An 18,430-nucleotide genomic window follows, 5' to 3' on the forward strand; every position below is an offset into this window, starting at 1 on the left:
ATACCAGCCTTCGGGCTGGTATTTTTTTAACCAAATTTCAGTGAGCATTCTCTCAATACTTGTTACGTGTAGACGAACGGGATTCTGTTTCGTGAGCTTGATAACGAATTGGGTGATAGAAGCGAAGGATAATGGAGGAAACGACACAATAATAAGTAAGTGAGTAAATTATCTATGGCACAGACCATTCAATTGGCCAATCACACCGAAATCACGTTAAGAGACAATGATCTTCAATTCGAGATTGTTGGTAATCAGGCCCATTTTTCGTTTGCTGGACTTCACAATAAAACTTTCACAGAGCGTGAAGTATTATTCGAAATGCCTTTTCTCCATGAACAAGGTGCAACTGTTATCGGTGATGGCTTTCAAATGCTGGCGCAAACGTCTGGCACGATCTCTCAGCCTGTTGAAGTAGGGCGTTGTCCCGACAACAATGCCTCATACCGAATTTACCCTGAAAACGCACCTAAACGTTACTACAACTATTTAGTTGTCGAAGACTCAACAGGTTATAGCTTGTTTGGCTTCACCTCTTGTCGTCGCTTTGCGGGCTATTTTGAGGTGCAACAGCTTGGTGAGCGCTGGATTCTATCAGCAGCAATTGATGGCGAGCACACGCAAGTGGCAGATTGGGAACATAACCATCTTGAATCCGTTGCTGTTCTCCGAGGAAGTTCGTTGTCTGAACTTTACCAAGAGTACAGCGAAATGATTGCTGAGCATCACCCAGTTCGTAATGGCGTTTTACAAGACGCGCCAATTGGTTGGTGTTCTTGGTACGCTTACTATGCAGATGTCACTGAAAATAATATTTTAGAAAACGTAGAGTGCATGCAAGAGAGCTTGTCTGAGCTTGAATGGGTATTGCTCGATGATGGCTACCAAGCATTTATGGGTGATTGGTTAACGCCATCGGATAAATTCTCCGGTGGGGTGAAAGAGCTAATTCACAACATTCGTGCGAAAGGCAAAAAACCAGCCATTTGGATGGCTCCATTTATCGCGCAGCCTGAGTCTGAAATCTTTAAAATGCACCCCGAATGGTTTGTTCGCCACACTGACGGCAGCTTACTGAAAGCCGAAGATGTGACTTATGGGGGTTGGCGTTGCACGCCTTGGTATATTCTCGATACCTCGAACCCTGAAGTCCAAGATCATTTAACCCGTGTAGTTTCCGTGATGCGTCAAGAATGGGGTGTCGAGCTCTTTAAGTTAGATGCAAACTACTGGGGTACGCTCAAGGGTCTGCGCAGTCAATCTGGCGTAACCGGCGTTGAAGCATACCGCATGGGTATGGAAGCCATCGCTAAAGGAGCAGGGGATGCATGGTTGCTAGGCTGTAATGCACCAATGTGGCCTTCGCTAGGCTTGGTAGATGCTATGCGCGTATCGGATGATGTAGAGCGTCATAGCCATCGTTTTGAGCAAATCGCTAAAGAAACGTTCTTTCGCAGTTGGCAGCACCGCAAGTTATGGCAAATCGACCCAGATTGCGCGACGTTTACGTCTTTGCCAAACCAGGCGGCTTCTCGTGAAGATTATCAGTTCCACCGTAATGCGTTGTTGGCGTGTGGTGGTCTATTACTTTCAGGTGACCCTTTACCTGAAATGACACCATTTGCGAGCAAGACGTTCACGAAGTTGATGCTACGTCAGCATCGCAATCAAGAGTCTGCCAAGTTCACTGCATTAGGGCTAAACCATGCATTCTTGCCATTAACGTCTAAAAACGATTTGCATTGTTTGTTTAATTACGCCAACGATGAAGCTGCGGAATTTACTCTCACTGCCGATCAGCCTACTGATTGGTATGATTACTGGACAGGAGATAAGCTCAACCAAGAGCCTTGTCAGTTGTTACTCGTTAGCTTGGATAAAGGTCTGAATGCGAAAGCCATTGTGACCGCATAATCTGATCAAATTGAAAAAGTAGAAGAGCCTAAAGTGAGGCTCTTTTTTATATTAATATTCGAATAAGAAGAAGTACCCATAACCGACGATTAATGCAGGGATTGCCGAGTAGATAGTCGCAACTAAGGCTGCTTTCGGCGCCATCGCAATAGCTGGGAACAGCGCATCACCGTCATTTGAAATCGCATTCGATAACTGTGCAGATAGTGGCGCTGCGCCAGAAATATAAAGGCTAGTGACTAATATTTGCGGGCCACAGCCCGGTAGCATGCCAATCGCAAGGCCAATTAGTGGCATCCAAATACCCCAGCCAGAGAAAGTTGTGCCTAATTCCAGACCTGAGAAGTATGTGGTGAGCTCAAAAGCAAGGAAAGCCAAAATGACCCATGCGCTGACAAAGTTCGTATCTTGCGCGGCCTTTTGAATTGGGTGAGAGTCTATGATTTTGTCATCTTCCGATACGGTCGATTGGTAGTCGCCAAGTTCCTTAGTCATTGCCCAAAGGAACATACTGATCACCGCAAGCGTCGCCCCTAACCATTCGATGGTATTGTCTTTCAAACCAAGCATTTGGTTGATGTCAACTTGAAAAGAACCAAGTACAGCAACGATGCTAACAGGCACAAGCAACCATTTCCAAAATGTACCTTGCAAGTTAATCGCACGTTGCTCCATGGGAGTATGTATGTCGCTGTGGCTGTTACAGCACTTTGTTTGAGCTGACTGTTCTTTCTGTTTTGGACGTAAGAAATCATCCGCATGAAAAGCATTCACTACCCAACCAGACAGAGTACCAACGACAATACTCAAGGCGATAACACCAAAACCCGTTGCTGGCTGCGCTGCTAGCAACAAGAAAGCCGCATCGCCCATGGTCGAGGTAAGCACGGCCACAATCGCCCCAAAGCCTGCACGGCCACTAACAAATTGAGTCGTTACAACAATTGCCCCCCCACAACCGGGAAGAGCACCTAGCAGTGCAGCAAAGAACACCTGATGACTACGTGAGCTGTGATAAAGAGCCGTAAAGTGGTTACTCTTCGACATAAAGGATGACAAGTAGTGGTAAATTGCTAATGTTGCGGCAACGTAGCAAGATACTGCCCAGAAGGAATCAGACAAAGTTGCGACGGTCACGTCTCTCGTTGTTTCATTCACTAGTAAGACTAGGAGTACAACAGGCAATAACAGCCTTTTATAAGCGAGGTGAAACTGGCTGGGCTGCAACAGTGAGTGGGCTGAGTTGAAGATCTTAGTTGCGTTCATAACTGCCTAAATGCAAATGGTAATAATTCTCATTATATGCAAATGCGAATTATTCGCAACAGCCAGTAACAACTTTTCTTCGTGTCAATTTCCCTCAAATCAGGTAAAGTAAGCGCCTTTGTGAGCAAACCCGCTTCCAAGGTGTAATTCGTTATGCAATTCACCCCTTTAGGAAGCGCATCAAACTGACTTGAATAGGAAGAAACATGATTCTAGTTGTAGGTCATAAAAACCCAGACAGTGACAGCATCTGTAGTGCACTAGTTGCAACTGAACTTCTAAAGGCGCGTGGCACTGAAGCAATGCCAATCCGCCAAGGCGAAATTAACCGTGAAACTCAGCACATCCTTGAGGTGGCTGGTGCAGAAGTTCCTGAACTTCGTACATCAGTAGCGGGTGAAACTGTTTGGCTAGTAGATTACTCAGACCTAGCGCAAGCACCAGACGATATTGCTGAAGCAGAAGTTGCAGGCATTGTTGACCACCACCGTCTAGGTGACGTGATGACAGTAAACCCAATGGAAGCATGGATCTGGCCTGTTGGTTGTACTAACACAGTACTATTCAACATGTTCAAGATTGAAGGTCACACGATTACTCCTCAAATCGCTAAGCTAATGATGTCAGCTATCCTATCTGACACAGTAGGTTTTGCTTCTCCAACTTGTACTCAAAAAGACAAAGACGCTGTAGCTGAGCTTGCTGCAATCGCAGATGTACAAGATGTTGACGCATTTACTAAAGATCTTCTAATCGCTAAGACAAACATCGAAGGTCTATCTGCGGCTGAGCTTGTTGAAAAAGACCTGAAAGGTTACCCATTCAATGGTCGTGACGTTGTAGTTGGTCAAGTTGAGCTTGCAACGCTTGATCAAGTTGACGGTATGATCGACGCGCTAGAAGCGGATCTAGAAGCTCGTTGTGCAAACGACAACCTAGCATTTGCTGCTGTGATGCTAACAGACATCACTACGGCTCAAACTCGTCTACTTTACAAAGGTGAGTGGGCTGAGAAGCTAGTTAAGCATGAGCAAGATGGCATGCTAATGATGGAAAATACACTAAGCCGTAAGAAGCAAGGCTGGCCTTGGCTTCAAACTGAGCTTGCGTAATTTCATTGTTACCAGCATATACTTTAAATGCCCGCCAATAGGTGGGCATTTTTCTATGGGAATAGGAGACGAACATGTCTGAAGCATTAACCCAAGAGCAAATGGATACCATCAATCGCTACAATGAAGAGCAGCGTTTGAAATACTGTGTGAAGGAAATCGTAGCGAACCGCAAAGTGTGGATCCTGAAAGATGAACACGGCTGCGTGATGTTAAACACAGAAGACGACGATTGTGTACCTGTGTGGCCAAATGAAGAGTTTGCACAGCAATGGGCGACAGGCGATTGGGAAGAGTGTGAGCCGGAAGCTATCTCTCTAAATAAATGGCACAGCCGTTGGACTTCTGGTTTGGAAGACGATGAGTTGTCTGTTGTGGTTTTCCCAAATCAAAATGAAGAAGGTGTGGTGCTATTCCCTGACGAGTTCGATTTTGAATTGCGTAAGCAAGCAAGCCGTCGCTAATCGTCACGAATAGAGCATTGCCCGCCCCCCAGAATTAACAAAGCCTGCATTGATGCAGGCTTTGTTATTTCTTGTTGAGGCTTTTACTGACAGCCCGTTGTTAGTGGCTTGGGGCTTTGTAAAAGTGGCTCTCAACCAGTCGCTGGGTAATTGCATGTTCTGGGTTGGTCAGGACTTGGTTTGTATCGCCAAACTCGACCACTTCACCTTCATGCATCACCATCACTTTATCAGTAATATGTTTGACGATACCGATGTGCTGAGATACGTAAACGAACGACAAGCCCATCTCTTCTTGAAGCTCTAAAAATAGGTTGATGATCTGAGAGCGCATTGCCATGTCTAGACCGTTTAACGCTTCATCGGCGACGATTATTGACGGCTGTAGGATTAACGCGCGAGCAAGGCAAACGCGCTGTTTCTGACCCGCTGCGAGCATTTGAGGGTAGAAATAAGCGTGCTCAGGCAGCAAGCCTACACGTAACAACGTGTCCTTCACACGCTTCATACGCGCATCTGGTGGCATGTTAGTGTTACGTTTTAGTGGACCTTCCAAAATACGACCAATCTGGATTCGTGGGTTCAAAGAGGTGTTTGGATCTTGGAAAATCATGCGGATCAGCTTGCAGCGTGTCGAGTAATCTTTGTGTTCCAGACGTTCTCCGTTTACACGAATCTCACCAGAACTTGGTTCAATCACGCCGGCTAACATGCGTGCTAAGGTCGATTTTCCTGAGCCGTTTTGCCCAATAAAACCAATGGTTTGTCCGGGTTCTAAACTGAAGCTCACAGGCTTAACGGCCTCTTTCACTTTTCGCTTAAACAGACCTGAGCGCGTGACGAACTGTTTCGATAGGTTATCGACTTCAAGCAACGCACTCATGAACTTTTCTCCGTATTTAGTGGGAAGTGACAGCTAAACTTATGGTTTTTGATACGTTTAGTATGCGGAATTTCCACGCACTGTCTCTGTGCATAAGGGCAACGTGGTCCTAAGCGACAGCCAATCGGCAAATGCTGCAGAGGAGGGATCGAGCCTGGCAGAGATTGTAATTTCTGTTTATGTGGAATCCAGTCATTAAAGTCAGGCATCGCTTTCAGCAAAGCAGCTGTGTAAGGGTGCTTAGGCGCCTCGATAAGCTTCTCAGTATCCGCAGACTCAACCGACTGACCGCAATACATTACTGTAATTCGGTTTGCCCATTGAGTAATGGTGGTTAAATCGTGCCCGATCAACACAATCGTGGTGTTGTTCAATTGATTCATTCGGCTCAACAGACGCAATATCTGTGACTGAGTGATAGGGTCCAAGTCGTTAGTTGGTTCGTCGGCAATCAAGATTTTTGGCTTGGTAGCGATAGCCATCGCAATCATGATTTTTTGACACTCACCATCTGTAAGTTCATAGGGGTAACTGCCCATCAAACGTTTATGGTCTTTGATACCAACTTTATGGAGTAGGGCTATCGCCTGCTTTTTGCGCCATTTAAAGCGCTCCCACCATTTTCCTTCGAAAGAGCGAGAAGGGATCGATTCAATTAGCTGGTGTCCAACTTCTTCCGAGGGGTCCAAACAGGTTGAAGGTTCTTGGAATATCATCGCGATATCACGAGCAATGACTCGTCGACGCTCTTTTGGAGTTAATTGAAGTAGGTCGATATTGCCAAGGCGCATCCGGTCAGCTGTTACTTTCCAGTTGTCTTTACAAACGCCTACAATCGCTTTTGCGACTAAGCTTTTCCCCGAGCCTGATTCACCTACCAAACCACGAATTTCACCTTCATTTAAGGTAATACTCATGCGGTCAACGGCTTTCACTAAGCCTGATGGCGTTTCAATTTCAATGGTTAAATGTCGAATATCTAATAACGGCATTATTCGATCCCTGCATTGAGCGCTTGGCGTACACCTTCACCCACTAAGTTTAGAACAACTACAGTAAACATAATGGTGAGGCCTGGTAACGTCACCGTCCACGGCGCAATATAAATCAGCTCAACAGAGTCGCCAAGAATTGCACCCCATTCTGTGCTTGGCGCTTGTGCGCCTAAACCAAGGAAACCAAGTGCCGTGATGTCTAAAATCGCAACAGATAGCGCCAGAGTGATTTCTGCAGCGATAACAGTTAGCACGTTTGGCAGAATAGAGTTCCACAGTAGGTAGAAGTCATTGGCACCATCTAGGCGTGCAGCCATGATGTAATCTTTTTCAACTTCGGTATGCACGGCAATGTAGACCGAGCGAATAAAGCGCGGAATCAAGGCCAAGCAGATCGCTAGAAGAATATTGAACTCACCAAAGCCCAAGAAAGCGACGAAGATGATTGCAAGCAGCAGCGATGGAATCGACATAACTGTGTCGAGTAGGTGGTTCAAGGTACTCGATAATAGGCCTTTGGTCATGCCAGCCAAAACACCGATGAAGCAACCGATGAGAGCGGCAATAGCTGTCACAGCGACAGCAGCGCCAAATGTTAATTGTGAACCAATAATTAGGCGTGAAAGAATGTCACGGCCCAAGTCATCTGTGCCCAAGAAGTAATCTACCGTTCCAGCAGGTGCCCAGGATGGCGGGACTAGTAACTCACCTGACTGTGCTTGTGGATCGAATGGAGCCAGTAAGGGAGCAAAAATAGTTACCAATACGATAAAGCCTAAACACCACAAGCCAAACATTGCGAGGCTATTTGCCCGATAGCTGCGCCAGAAGCGTTCAAACTGAGTTGGAATGCGCTCTTCCTGATAAACGTTATTTGTTAGCATACCATTCCTTTCTCACTAGAGGGTTGATCATGGCACCAATCAAGTCCGAGAGTATATTTGCGGTCAAAACAAGCGTTGCCAGAACCATAACGCCCGCTTGAATTGATGCATAATCTTGATTCGAAAGTGCGTCCAATAGCCAGCGACCGATGCCCGGCCAGTTGAAGATAGATTCAGTAATGATCGCCAACGTGATCATGCTGGATAACTGTACGCCAACTTTAGGGATGATTGGAGGAATCGCGTTGCGAAGCACATGTTGAGTAACGATCTCACGGTTAGACAAACCTTTGATTCGAGCGGCACGGATATAGTTTTGGCTCATTACTTCAGCTACTGAGGCACGCATTAAGCCGATAACCTGAGTCGTAGGCGCAAGGGCTAAAACCAAACATGGCAAGATCATGTGTTCGATTACGCTTTGGAGGGCGTGCGCTCTGTACTCGCCTTTTGCCATAAAGGCATCAATGATTGCAAAGCCTGTGACGTGGTCAATTTCATAGAGTAAATCATAACGGCCTGCGACAGGAAAGACGTGATACTGCAGCGAAAACATCATGATTAACATCAGCGCGACCCAGAAGATAGGAGCAGAGTAACCTGACATGGCGACGAACGAGATACTGGTATCAAGCCATTTTCCTTGCTTCATCCCAGCAATCGTACCCAAGGGGATGCCTATTAACAGTGAAACGATAAAGGCAAAGAAGCATAATTCTAGTGTTGCAGGGAACACGACAGCCAGTTCTTCGTATATGGCGTTGCCATTTTTACTGATGCCAAAATTGAGTTGAGACAGCTCGACTAAATAGCTTTGCCACCCAGACCAAAATTCAACGTTTGCCCAGTGTGAAATGGGATCAAGACGTAGCAGAGAAAAACCCACTAAAGTGAGGATCATCAAGGTGATAACAAAGAGATTAAGGCGTCTTACGGCGTACCAAAACATTAATGAATTCTCTCAACTTTATCAAAAGGTTGTGCATTAAAAGGGCTAGATTTGAAGCCCTTCAGCGATTTATCGTGGACACGGAACTGGACACCATGAGCCAGAGGAATAACCGGAAACTCCTCGTTCAAAATATTCTGGGCTTGGCGGTACAAGTTCAGGCGGTAACGGGGCTGTTGAGTTTCGAGCGCCAAGTCTAACAAGAAGTCAAAATCATCGTTACACCACATCGAAACGTTCAAACCAACGCGCTCTGAATCGCACGAGAGCAGAGGTCGGAAGAAGTTATCAGGATCACCAGTATCGCCGATCCAACCTGTTAGCAATAAGTCGACGTTGTTGATGGTTTCGAGTTGTGTGCGCTCAAAGCGGTCATCGGTTAATAACCTTAAGTCGACACCAATATCGGCAAAGTTTGCTTGAATCAATTCAGCTGTCTTTCTCGGGCTTGGGTTGAAGGCCCGAGGCTCTAGTGGAACCCACATAGTCAGTTTAAGTCCCTTGTCAAAACCAGCTTCGCGTAGTAACGCTAATGCATAGTTTCGATCATATCGTATCTTTACGCTGTCTTTTTGGTAAGCCCAGGAGTTTGGTGGAAGCAGGGTATAGGCTTGAGTTCCAGTACCGTAGTAAACAGAATCCAGAATATTTTGTCGATTGATCGCAAGGTTCAATGCTTGACGAACTCTAGGATCACTAAGTGCAGAATGACTGGTGTTGATCGCGATAAAAGAAACGTTGTTTGCTGGCGTTGCGGTTAACTCAAGATGTTCTGTTTCTTGAATGATCGGAATCTGGCTAGAAATTGGCGATGCCAAAACATCACATTCATTTCTTAATAGTTTGGCGAGAGTACCTGTCCCACGATGTGAGATATCAAATACCACTTGTTCCATTTTGGCTGGTGACTTCCAGTAACCAGGGTGACGCTCTAACCGAATCAGATCGTTAACTTGGTACTCTTTAAGTTGGTAAGGCCCCGTACCAATAGGTAAGGTGTCGATTTGTGCTTTCTCATCTTTTGCGGCAAGTTGTTGACCGTATTCCGCAGAGAGTAGGACCGCGTGACTAGTGGCAATATTCGCCAAGAAAGCAAAATTCGGTTGAGCCAGCACAAACTTAACGGTGTGGTCATCGAGAGCAATCACATCTTTCACAAGATTTTGGAAATCCAAACCCGCAAACCATGGATAAAAACCACCACCGACGTCGTGAAACGGATGGTTTACATCAATGATTCGCTTGAAGCTAAATACCACATCTTGCGCATTAAACGGACGAGAAGGGGAAAACCAAGGTGTTTTTTGAAACTGTACGCCCTGTTTTAGATTAAACGTGTACTCTGTACCAGTCTCGTTTACAGACCAACTTTCTGCAATGTTGGCAACGGGTTGATGAGATTTTGGATCGAGCGTAAGCAGTGTATCGTAAAGCTGAGGGCTTAGTGCTTCAGCAGTGATTCCACTGTCAATGAGCTGGGGGTTAAATGTGGTTGGCTTACCTTGCCCACAAAACACAAATCCATTCTCGCGAATTTCATTGTGGTCAATTTCGTCACCACATGCGGTGAGTAGGCTAATACCAAGAAGGCTCAGCGATAGTCTTATAAAAGCTTTCATAATATGAAATGGTCATTGGACTTTGCTTGCTCCTTTTGCTTTTAGCATCAGGTATAACAAGCGAAAATGATCCCGCTAATTTATCATCTTTGCCAACTCGCTCCAAACATAAAATCGTTGAGTCGCGGGGTGTTAGATCAAATTACCGTGTCATTTCTGATTGTTGACCTTATTGGCCTCTCAAATTGCTCACTATATGTATAAAACACGACAGGTTAGGAACATGCCTAATTTTCTTAGTATATACCTAACTCACCTCGAGATGCTTAGTTCCGCGAGATTGACTTGGTCTGCCGACCAGGAGACGATTTGAAGAGCTAGCAGTTCTAAATCAAAAATCGACAACAAAGTATGCGAGCCAAGACAAATCTCCCTTCAAAAGCTTGGTATTGAGCTGTCGCTAAAACGCAGGGCTGATGATGCTTATCCTTGTCCAACTAAGCCGTACTTTCTGACCATGCCACGCAGTTGGTGGTAGCTCAACCCTAACAGCTCTGCTGCTTGACGTTGGTTAAACTTCGCTTCTTCTAGCGCTCGGTTGAGTAGCTCAATATCTTGATCCTCTTGCCATTGCTTGTAATCCAAAGGAAAGTGAATCTCACTTTTTTCGGGCGATTCTGTCACATTCACTTGGTCTTGATTTGAGGAGTGACCTAGCGAGTTGTCCCAGCCAGTCGCGAATGGATCAAAGATTAGATGTTCAATAGGGTCTGAATTCAAGCCGTGACGATAGATGGCTCGCTCGATAACGTTTTTCAACTCACGAACGTTACCAGGCCATGCGTAATCCAGTAGTGATTGTTGAGCGTCTTCCGTAAAGCCGACAAAGTATTCCAACTGTAATTCGCGACACATTTTAATCGCGTAATGCTGGGCAAGCGAAAGGATGTCTTCTTTTCGCTCTCTTAATGGAGGTAGCATAATGACATCAAACGCCAAACGGTCTAACAAGTCCGCTCGAAAATCACCTTGCTCTGCTAATTTAGGTAAATCGGCATTAGTTGCACATACCAAGCGCACATCAGCAGTCAGTGCAGTATGTCCGCCCACACGTTCATATTCACCGTATTCGATTACACGCAGCAACTTCTCTTGGACTAACAAGGGGGCTGTTGCTAGTTCGTCCAGAAACAGCGTACCACCTTCGGCTCGTTCAAAACGTCCTTTGTGTTTGCCTTTTGAGCCAGTAAATGAACCAGATTCATGGCCAAATAGCTCGGAGTCAATTAAGCCCTCGCTTAATGTCGCACAGTTTAAAGAAAGCAGTGGCTTATCCCAACGCTTTGATAAATAGTGTAAACGTTGTGCGATGAGCTCTTTACCCGTGCCTCGTTCTCCAATGATGAGGACCGGACGCTCGATGGGTGCAAGTTGTGATACTTTATCTAGTACGGCAAGAAAAGCGGGCGATTCACCAATAAGGTTTTGCTTCATAAAATCCTTCTTATTTTCTATCTGGCCATAAGTTACAGTATTGAAGTTGGTGAAATTTACCAACTGTTGGTGAAAAACATCATAGCATATCGGTATGCTACGACAACAAAATGCTTAAGGTGTTGATTTGTAATGAAAATAAAAGTTGGCATGCAACTTGTTATATCTAAAGGGAGACGCAAGGTAAATTACCACCTTGTCGAGTTTAAATAGGAAAAGAGGAGTTCCGTTATGGGTATTTTTTCTCGTTTTGCAGATATCGTTAATTCAAACATCAGTGCATTGCTAGACAAGGCGGAAGATCCTGAAAAAATGATCCGTCTTATCATTCAAGAAATGGAAGACACACTGGTAGAAGTGCGCACTAACTCGGCTAAAGCGATTGCAGATAAAAAAGAGTTAGCTCGCAAAGTTGAAGCTTTAGAAGACCAAATCAATGAATGGAGCCAAAAGGCAAGTCTAGCTTTAGTGAAAGAACGCGAAGATCTAGCGCGTGCAGCTCTGATTGAAAAGCAAAAGCTGGAGCAAGTAATTAAAGGTCTTCATACTGAGCAAACGCTGGTTGAAGAAACTATTGAAAAGCTAACTGGTGAAATTGGTAAGCTAGAAGCAAAAATTACAGAAACTCGCGCTAAGCAACAAGCACTAGCTATTCGTAACCAAACTGCTTCTAACCGTCGCGACGTACAAAAGCAACTGCACGCAGGTCGTACAAACGAAGCGATGGCAAAGTTCGAACAGTACTCTCGTAAAATTGACGAGATGGAAGCTGAAGCGGATCTATACGCAAAAACTGGCAATGCAAAATCGCTAGACCAAGAGTTTGCAGAGCTTCAAGCACAAGATGAAATTGAAAAAGAGTTGGCAAAACTGAAAGAACAGATGTCATCGAACAATAAATAAGAAAGGAGCCATTTATGTCGACATTTATTATTACTGGACCACTGATTGTCTTTTTAATCTTTGTCGCTCCACTATGGCTCTTCTTACACTATCGCAGCAAGCGCAAAGCAGATAGTGCACTGTCGAGCCAAGATCTAGAGCGCCTTCAGGTACTATCTGAAAAAGCGGAAGCGATGCAGTCTCGAGTTGAAACCTTGGAGCGTATCCTAGATGCAGAATCCCCAACGTGGAGACGCAAATATGAATAAACGAGAACTGTACCGTGACCCTGTAAATGGAAAAATCTCCGGCGTTTGTGCCGGAGTTGCAAACTACTTTGGTGCGGAAGTTTGGTTGATTCGTATCGTTGTAATTTCCGCAGCTTTGTTAGGTGGCACATTTTTAGTCCTGTTGGCATACATCGCAATGACCTTCATGCTAGAAAAACAGCCAGTGACTTATACTGAGAACATTAAGTCACGTGAAGAGCATACACTAAAGAGTAAGCCGTGGCAGAAGGGACAGAGCCCAGATCAATTGTTGAGTGTGCTAGAAAGTGACTTTAATCGTCTTGATAGCAAAATTCGCAGTATGGAAGCGTATGTCACTTCTGATACTTATCGCGTAAACAGAGAGTTTAATAAGCTCTAGTCATTAGTTTCCAATTTATTGATAAAGCAGGCGCAGGTCTGCTTTATTTTTATCTCAAATTACTATTTTTTAAGAAAATTTTTGCCTCAATGCTCTAGAAGAACACCATAAATTCATCTACCTTAAATAGAATGGATGTTAAATGGATGAATTCACATGAGAAAAGCGCTCATTCCCTTCGCGGTTATGACGGTTCTATCTGGGTGTGGGAAAGAACTACCACCAGTCCCAGAACCAGAATCACGGCCCGCTAAACTATTCACGGTATCTGTAGGCAATGCCCAGTTTGAGAGACATTTTCCTGCCACCACAGAAGCCGGTGATCGAGCAGTACTCGCATTTCGAGTACCTGGTTTACTTCAATCGATTGAAGTGAATGCGGGGCAAATGGTTAAAAAAGGCGATGTGCTTGCAGTACTCAACCCTGATGAGTATTCGTTACTCGAAAAACAAGCTCGTGCTAATTACACTCTTGCTGATGTTCAATACGAACGCTCGAAAAAGCTTCGTAAAGAGCAGGTAGTATCTGAACAAGACTTCGACGCAGCGAAAGCCAATCACAATTCCGCAAAAGCACAGTGGAACCAAGCTAAAGCAAATTTGAGATACACCAAGCTTGTTGCACCTTACGATGGCACTATCTCTTACCTTCCAGCTGAAAACCATGAATACGTGGCAGCAAAAGAAGGTGTCATGAATATTCAAACTAACCAAGTGATGAAGGTATTGTTCTTATTGCCCGACCACCTGTTGAGCAAATTTACTCAAGGCGCTAATGCTTATGCATCGATGACTTTTGATGCTTTTCCTGAGCGTTCTTTTGAACTCACTTTCCAAGAGATTGATACCGAAGCAGATCCTAAAACCGGCAGTTACAAAGTGACGATGGTCATGGAGCGCCCGGAAGGAGTAGGTATCTTACCGGGCATGTCTGGTAACGTTCACTTAATCTCTGAAAACGCGGGTGTCACGAAAATTCCAGATTCGGCTTTGTTTACCGAAGATGGCAAAACATGTGTTTGGCGCGTGAACGAGCAAGGTATTGTCGAGAAAGTCTCGGTCACCTTGAACGATAAACAGCAGATTGAAAAAGGCTTAGACGATGGTGATCAGATCATTATCTCAGGTGTGAATGTCATCGAGCCAGGAATTAAGGTTCGAGAGTGGGTGAAGGAGCGAGGATTGTAATATGAAAAGAATCTTAGCTTTGACGGCTCTATGTTCTGTAGTGTTGATCGCAGGATGTGGTGATAAAGGGCCAGAGAGAGAATTGGAAACGCCACGTGTTCGTGTTGCTTCGTTAGAAGGTATGAAAGTGGATGATAATTTGTACTTTCCTGCTATCGCAAACGCTGCCGATCGCTCCCACTTGAGTTTTCGCGTAGCAGGCGAGGTAAGCCGTGTATTGGTAAAAGAAGGCGATAGGGTCATTAAGGGTGATGTCATAGCTCGACTTGACCCAACTGATTACCAACTGGATGTCGATAACGCATCGGCACGGTTCTCAGTTGTAGACAGTCAGTACCGACGTTCGGCGCCCTTAGTTAAAAAGGGTTTACTAGCGAAATCTCAATTTGATGAAATTGCAGCTCAACGCCAAATCGCGCTTGCTGAGCTTGAATTGGCAAAGTTACGTTTGTCTTTCACCACACTTAAAGCTCCAGTTGATGGCATTATATCGAGAGTCAATGTCGACCAATTTGAAAACATCAAAGTAGGTCAATACATCGTAAACATTCACTCAGTGGAGCGTGTTGAAGTCTTAATTCAGCTTCCAGACCGCTTGTACGTGAATCAACCACCAACAGAAGACCGATTGACCACAATCAATGCGGTTGTTCGAGTGCCGAGTGGTAATGAGTATGATGCAAGAATCAAAGAGTTCACAACAGAGCCCGATCCTAATACAGGCACGTTCACTGTTACCCTTTCTCTACCTATGCCTGAAAATGAGTACATCCTTGATGGTATGGCAGTGGATGTAACGTCTAAAGACAAAAAAGTTGGTTTGGAACTCAATGTTGGTATCAACGTGCCGATTGAAGCAATTTTCAATGCTGATGGTGATGAGTTAAGCCGAGAAAACAAATTTGTATGGGTATTGAACGACGATAATACCGTCAGTCGCCAAAAGGTACGAGCGGGCAAAGCCTCACAAACGTCGGTCCAGATCCTTGACGGTTTAGAGCTTGATGACAAAGTGGTTGTTGCCGGTTTATCTCGATTGAGAGATGGCATTAAAGTGGAAGTAATCAAGCAGGAGGCAACGCAATGAGTGAGCAAAATAATAGTGCGCCTCAAGATGATGATAATGTAACTGGTATTGCAGCGTATTTTATCCGTAACCGCGTAATCAGTTGGATGGTTTCATTGATCTTTTTGATTGGTGGTACCGCAGCATTCTTTGGTTTAGGCCGTCTTGAAGACCCTGCTTTTACAATCAAAGATGCGATGGTCGTTACATCTTACCCAGGGGCAACACCTCAACAAGTGGAAGAAGAAGTTACCTACCCACTTGAAAAAGCGATTCAGCAATTAACCTATGTGGATGAGGTTAACTCGATTTCCAGCCGTGGTCTGTCGCAAATCACAGTAACTATGAAGAACAACTACGGCCCGGATGACTTGCCACAGATCTGGGATGAGTTACGTCGTAAGGTAAATGATTTAAAAGGCTCCTTACCGCCGGGTGTGAACGACCCTTCGGTCATCGATGACTTTGGTGATGTTTACGGGATCTTGCTTGCGGTAACTGGTGATGGCTACAGCTACAAAGAACTACTCGATTACGTTGACTATTTAAGGCGTGAACTCGAATTAGTTGATGGTGTTAGTAAAGTCTCAGTATCTGGGCAGCAGCAAGAGCAAGTCTTCATTGAGATTTCGATGAAGAAACTGAGTAGCCTCGGCTTGTCACCAAATACGGTTTTCAATCTGTTGTCTACGCAAAATGTGGTTTCGGATGCGGGTGCAATTCGAATTGGTAATGAATATATTCGTATTCAGCCAACGGGTGAGTTTCAAAGTGTCGATGAGCTAGGTGACTTGCTGTTAACCGAGTCGGGCGCGCAGGGTCTAATCTTCTTGAAAGACGTTGCGGATATCAAGCGTGGATATGTCGACGTGCCAACGAATATCATCAACTTTAACGGTAACTTAGCTCTGAACGTTGGTGTGTCGTTCGCGCAAGGCGTTAACGTGGTTGAAGTCGGAAAATCATTTGACCGTCGCCTTGCTGAGTTGAAATATCAACAACCTGTTGGTGTTGAAATCTCTGAGATATACAGTCAGCCGAAAGAAGTAGACAAATCAGTGAGCGGATTCGTTGTCAGCTTAGCGCAAGCGGTTGGTATCGTAATCATCGTATTACTGTTCTTTATGGGGCTTAGATCTGGTCTGCTAATTGGTTTGATCTTGCTATTGACGGTTCTGGGTACCTTTATTTTTATGAAGTACCTAGCCATCGACTTGCAGCGTATTTCTCTCGGTGCTTTGGTTATCGCACTGGGTATGCTGGTGGATAACGCCATCGTGGTGGTGGAAGGGATACTGATTGGTACCCAGAAAGGGCGAACAAGGCTACAGGCTGCCACTGATATCGTAACCCAGACCAAATGGCCATTGTTGGGTGCTACGGTTATCGCAGTAACCGCCTTTGCTCCGATTGGTTTGTCTGAAGACTCAACGGGTGAGTACTGTGGGACCTTATTTACGGTACTGCTCGTTTCTTTAATGCTGAGTTGGTTTACGGCGATATCATTAACCCCATTTTTTGCTGATATCTTTTTTAAAGGTCAGAAAATAAAGAGTGGGGAGGGCGAAGATAATGACCCTTACAACGGCATTATCTTTGTTATGTACAAGAACTTCCTTGAGTTTTGTATGCGCCGAGCTTGGCTAACAGTCATTGTTTTGGTTACGGGCCTTGCTGCAAGTATTTATGGCTTTACCTTTGTGAAACAAGCATTCTTCCCATCATCAACCACACCTATCTTCCAGGTAGATGTTTGGTTACCGGAAGGGACGGATATTCGTGCTACTAATGCAAAACTAAAAGAGTTAGAGGGCTGGTTAGCAAAACAGGACCATGTCGATCATATTACGACGACAGCCGGTAAGGGCCTGCAACGTTTTATGCTGACGTATGCTCCAGAAAAGAGCTATGCCGCGTACGGTGAAATTACCACACGAATGGATAACTACGAAGCGTTAGCGCCATTGATGGAGCGATTCAGAGCGCATATAAAAGCGAACTATCCAGAGATCAATTATAAGCTGAAGCAAATTGAATTGGGTCCTGGTGGCGGCGCGAAAATTGAAGCTCGTATCATCGGTTCAGATCCTACCGTACTTCGCACTCTTGCCGCTCAAGTTATGGACATAATGTACGCGGATCCGGGTGCAACGAACATTCGTCATGACTGGCGTGAACGTACGCAAGTACTAGAGCCTAAATTCAATGAGAGCCAAGCTCGTCGTTACGGTATCACCAAATCAGATGTAGACGATTTCTTGTCGATGTCATTCTCTGGTATGAACGTTGGTCTATATCGTGATGGTACAACGCTGATGCCAATCGTCGCTCGTCTTCCTGAAGATGAACGCATTGACATCCGTAACATCGAAGGGATGAAAATTTGGAGCCCAGCTCAGAGTGAGTTTATTCCATTACAACAAGTAACCATGGGCTACGACATGCGTTGGGAGGATCCAATCATTGTGCGTAAGAACCGCAAACGTATGCTGACGGTTATGGCAGATCCAGATATTTTGGGTCAAGAGACTGCGGCGACTTTGCAAAAACGTTTACAGACTCAGATTGAAGCAATCGAAATGCCACCAGGTTACTCACTAGAGTGGGGTGGTGAGTACGAGTCATCAGGCGATGCGAAGGCGTCGTTATTCACAACGATGCCAATGGGCTACTTGTTCATGTTCTTGATCACTATCTTCTTGTTTAACTCAATCAAAGAGCCGCTGATTGTTTGGCTGACGGTACCTCTGGCATTAATCGGTGTTACAACTGGTCTACTCGCCTTGAATACACCGTTTGGGTTTATGGCGCTCCTTGGATTTTTGAGCTTGTCAGGGATGGTACTGAAAAACGGTATCGTACTGCTTGATCAGATTGAGATTGAGATGAAATCGGGTAAAGAAGCGTACGACGCGGTTGTTGATGCGGCAGTAAGCCGTGTCCGTCCAGTATGTATGGCAGCGATTACTACTATTTTGGGGTTGATTCCGCTGCTACCGGATATCTTCTTCAAACCAATGGCGGTAACGATCATGTTTGGTTTAGGTTTTGCGACCATACTGACATTAGTTGTTGTGCCAGTGTTGTATCGTCTATTCCACAAGGTGGCAGTGCCTAAGTAAC

16 protein-coding genes are annotated in these 18,430 nt (G+C 45.1%); 9 read left to right on the plus strand and 7 right to left on the minus strand.

The window, feature by feature from the left end; translation table 11 throughout:
- The first annotated feature begins 174 nt into the window (after positions 1 to 174).
- Positions 175 to 1,914 carry a glycoside hydrolase family 36 protein gene (locus ACTS60_RS22120; protein ID WP_440889996.1) on the plus strand — a complete coding sequence of 580 codons (1,740 nt, stop codon included), beginning with the start codon at positions 175 to 177 and terminating at the stop codon, positions 1,912 to 1,914.
- A gap of 51 nt (positions 1,915 to 1,965) precedes the next feature.
- Here the strand turns inward: ACTS60_RS22120 and ACTS60_RS22125 are convergent, their stop codons facing one another.
- Positions 1,966 to 3,180 (minus strand): putative manganese transporter, encoded by a 1,215-nt coding sequence (locus tag ACTS60_RS22125; RefSeq protein WP_440889997.1) that lies wholly within the window; start codon positions 3,178 to 3,180, stop codon positions 1,966 to 1,968.
- 206 nt (positions 3,181 to 3,386) lie between these two features.
- Between ACTS60_RS22125 and ACTS60_RS22130 the strand changes: the two genes are divergently transcribed.
- Positions 3,387 to 4,292 carry a manganese-dependent inorganic pyrophosphatase gene (locus ACTS60_RS22130; protein WP_440889998.1) on the plus strand — a complete coding sequence of 302 codons (906 nt, stop codon included), beginning with the start codon at positions 3,387 to 3,389 and terminating at the stop codon, positions 4,290 to 4,292.
- A gap of 74 nt (positions 4,293 to 4,366) precedes the next feature.
- On the plus strand, positions 4,367 to 4,756 hold the full coding sequence (locus ACTS60_RS22135) for a DUF2750 domain-containing protein (protein WP_005425781.1): 390 nt from the start codon (positions 4,367 to 4,369) through the stop codon (positions 4,754 to 4,756).
- 100 nt (positions 4,757 to 4,856) lie between these two features.
- Here the strand turns inward: ACTS60_RS22135 and ACTS60_RS22140 are convergent, their stop codons facing one another.
- From ACTS60_RS22140 to pspF, 6 genes are all read right to left on the minus strand, one after another.
- Positions 4,857 to 5,639 carry a peptide ABC transporter ATP-binding protein gene (locus ACTS60_RS22140; protein ID WP_440889999.1) on the minus strand — a complete coding sequence of 261 codons (783 nt, stop codon included), beginning with the start codon at positions 5,637 to 5,639 and terminating at the stop codon, positions 4,857 to 4,859.
- The gene (locus tag ACTS60_RS22145; protein WP_440890000.1) at positions 5,636 to 6,631 is read right to left on the minus strand and encodes a peptide ABC transporter ATP-binding protein; all 996 of its coding nucleotides are present in this window, start codon (positions 6,629 to 6,631) and stop codon (positions 5,636 to 5,638) included. The genes ACTS60_RS22140 and ACTS60_RS22145 overlap by 4 nt, the downstream gene beginning before the upstream one ends.
- A complete protein-coding gene (locus tag ACTS60_RS22150) occupies positions 6,631 to 7,518 on the minus strand; it encodes an ABC transporter permease subunit (protein WP_440890001.1) in 888 nt (295 codons plus the stop codon). The genes ACTS60_RS22145 and ACTS60_RS22150 overlap by 1 nt, the downstream gene beginning before the upstream one ends.
- A complete protein-coding gene (locus ACTS60_RS22155) occupies positions 7,505 to 8,467 on the minus strand; it encodes an ABC transporter permease (protein ID WP_440890002.1) in 963 nt (320 codons plus the stop codon). Before ACTS60_RS22155 ends, ACTS60_RS22150 begins: the two co-directional genes overlap by 14 nt.
- Entirely contained in the window at positions 8,467 to 10,086 is a 1,620-nt protein-coding gene (sapA, locus tag ACTS60_RS22160; protein WP_440890003.1) for an ABC transporter substrate-binding protein SapA, read from the minus strand. Before sapA ends, ACTS60_RS22155 begins: the two co-directional genes overlap by 1 nt.
- Positions 10,087 to 10,509: 423 nt before the next feature.
- Entirely contained in the window at positions 10,510 to 11,520 is a 1,011-nt protein-coding gene (gene pspF / locus ACTS60_RS22165) for a phage shock protein operon transcriptional activator (protein WP_440890004.1), read from the minus strand.
- 231 nt (positions 11,521 to 11,751) lie between these two features.
- Here pspF and pspA point away from each other — a divergent pair, with 231 nt between their 5' ends.
- The 6 genes from pspA (at position 11,752) to vmeI (ending at position 18,429) form a co-directional block, all read left to right on the plus strand.
- Positions 11,752 to 12,423 (plus strand): phage shock protein PspA, encoded by a 672-nt coding sequence (gene pspA / locus ACTS60_RS22170; RefSeq protein WP_440890005.1) that lies wholly within the window; start codon positions 11,752 to 11,754, stop codon positions 12,421 to 12,423.
- Positions 12,424 to 12,437: 14 nt separating this feature from the next.
- Positions 12,438 to 12,671: an envelope stress response membrane protein PspB gene (gene pspB, locus ACTS60_RS22175; RefSeq protein ID WP_128810659.1), complete on the plus strand. Its 234-nt coding sequence runs from the start codon at positions 12,438 to 12,440 to the stop codon at positions 12,669 to 12,671.
- Complete coding sequence (pspC, locus tag ACTS60_RS22180; RefSeq protein WP_440890006.1) at positions 12,664 to 13,053, plus strand: envelope stress response membrane protein PspC; 390 nt, start codon at positions 12,664 to 12,666, stop codon at positions 13,051 to 13,053. Before pspB ends, pspC begins: the two co-directional genes overlap by 8 nt.
- Before the next feature lie 156 nt (positions 13,054 to 13,209).
- A complete protein-coding gene (locus tag ACTS60_RS22185) occupies positions 13,210 to 14,241 on the plus strand; it encodes an efflux RND transporter periplasmic adaptor subunit (RefSeq protein WP_440890007.1) in 1,032 nt (343 codons plus the stop codon).
- Position 14,242: 1 nt separating this feature from the next.
- The gene (locus tag ACTS60_RS22190) at positions 14,243 to 15,328 is read left to right on the plus strand and encodes an efflux RND transporter periplasmic adaptor subunit (protein ID WP_440890008.1); all 1,086 of its coding nucleotides are present in this window, start codon (positions 14,243 to 14,245) and stop codon (positions 15,326 to 15,328) included.
- A complete protein-coding gene (gene vmeI / locus ACTS60_RS22195) occupies positions 15,325 to 18,429 on the plus strand; it encodes an efflux RND transporter permease subunit VmeI (RefSeq protein WP_440890009.1) in 3,105 nt (1,034 codons plus the stop codon). The genes ACTS60_RS22190 and vmeI overlap by 4 nt, the downstream gene beginning before the upstream one ends.
- The last annotated feature ends 1 nt before the right edge of the window (position 18,430 follow it).

This window comes from Vibrio sp. WZ-1, from assembly GCF_052037695.1.
Lineage (GTDB): Bacteria > Pseudomonadota > Gammaproteobacteria > Enterobacterales > Vibrionaceae > Vibrio.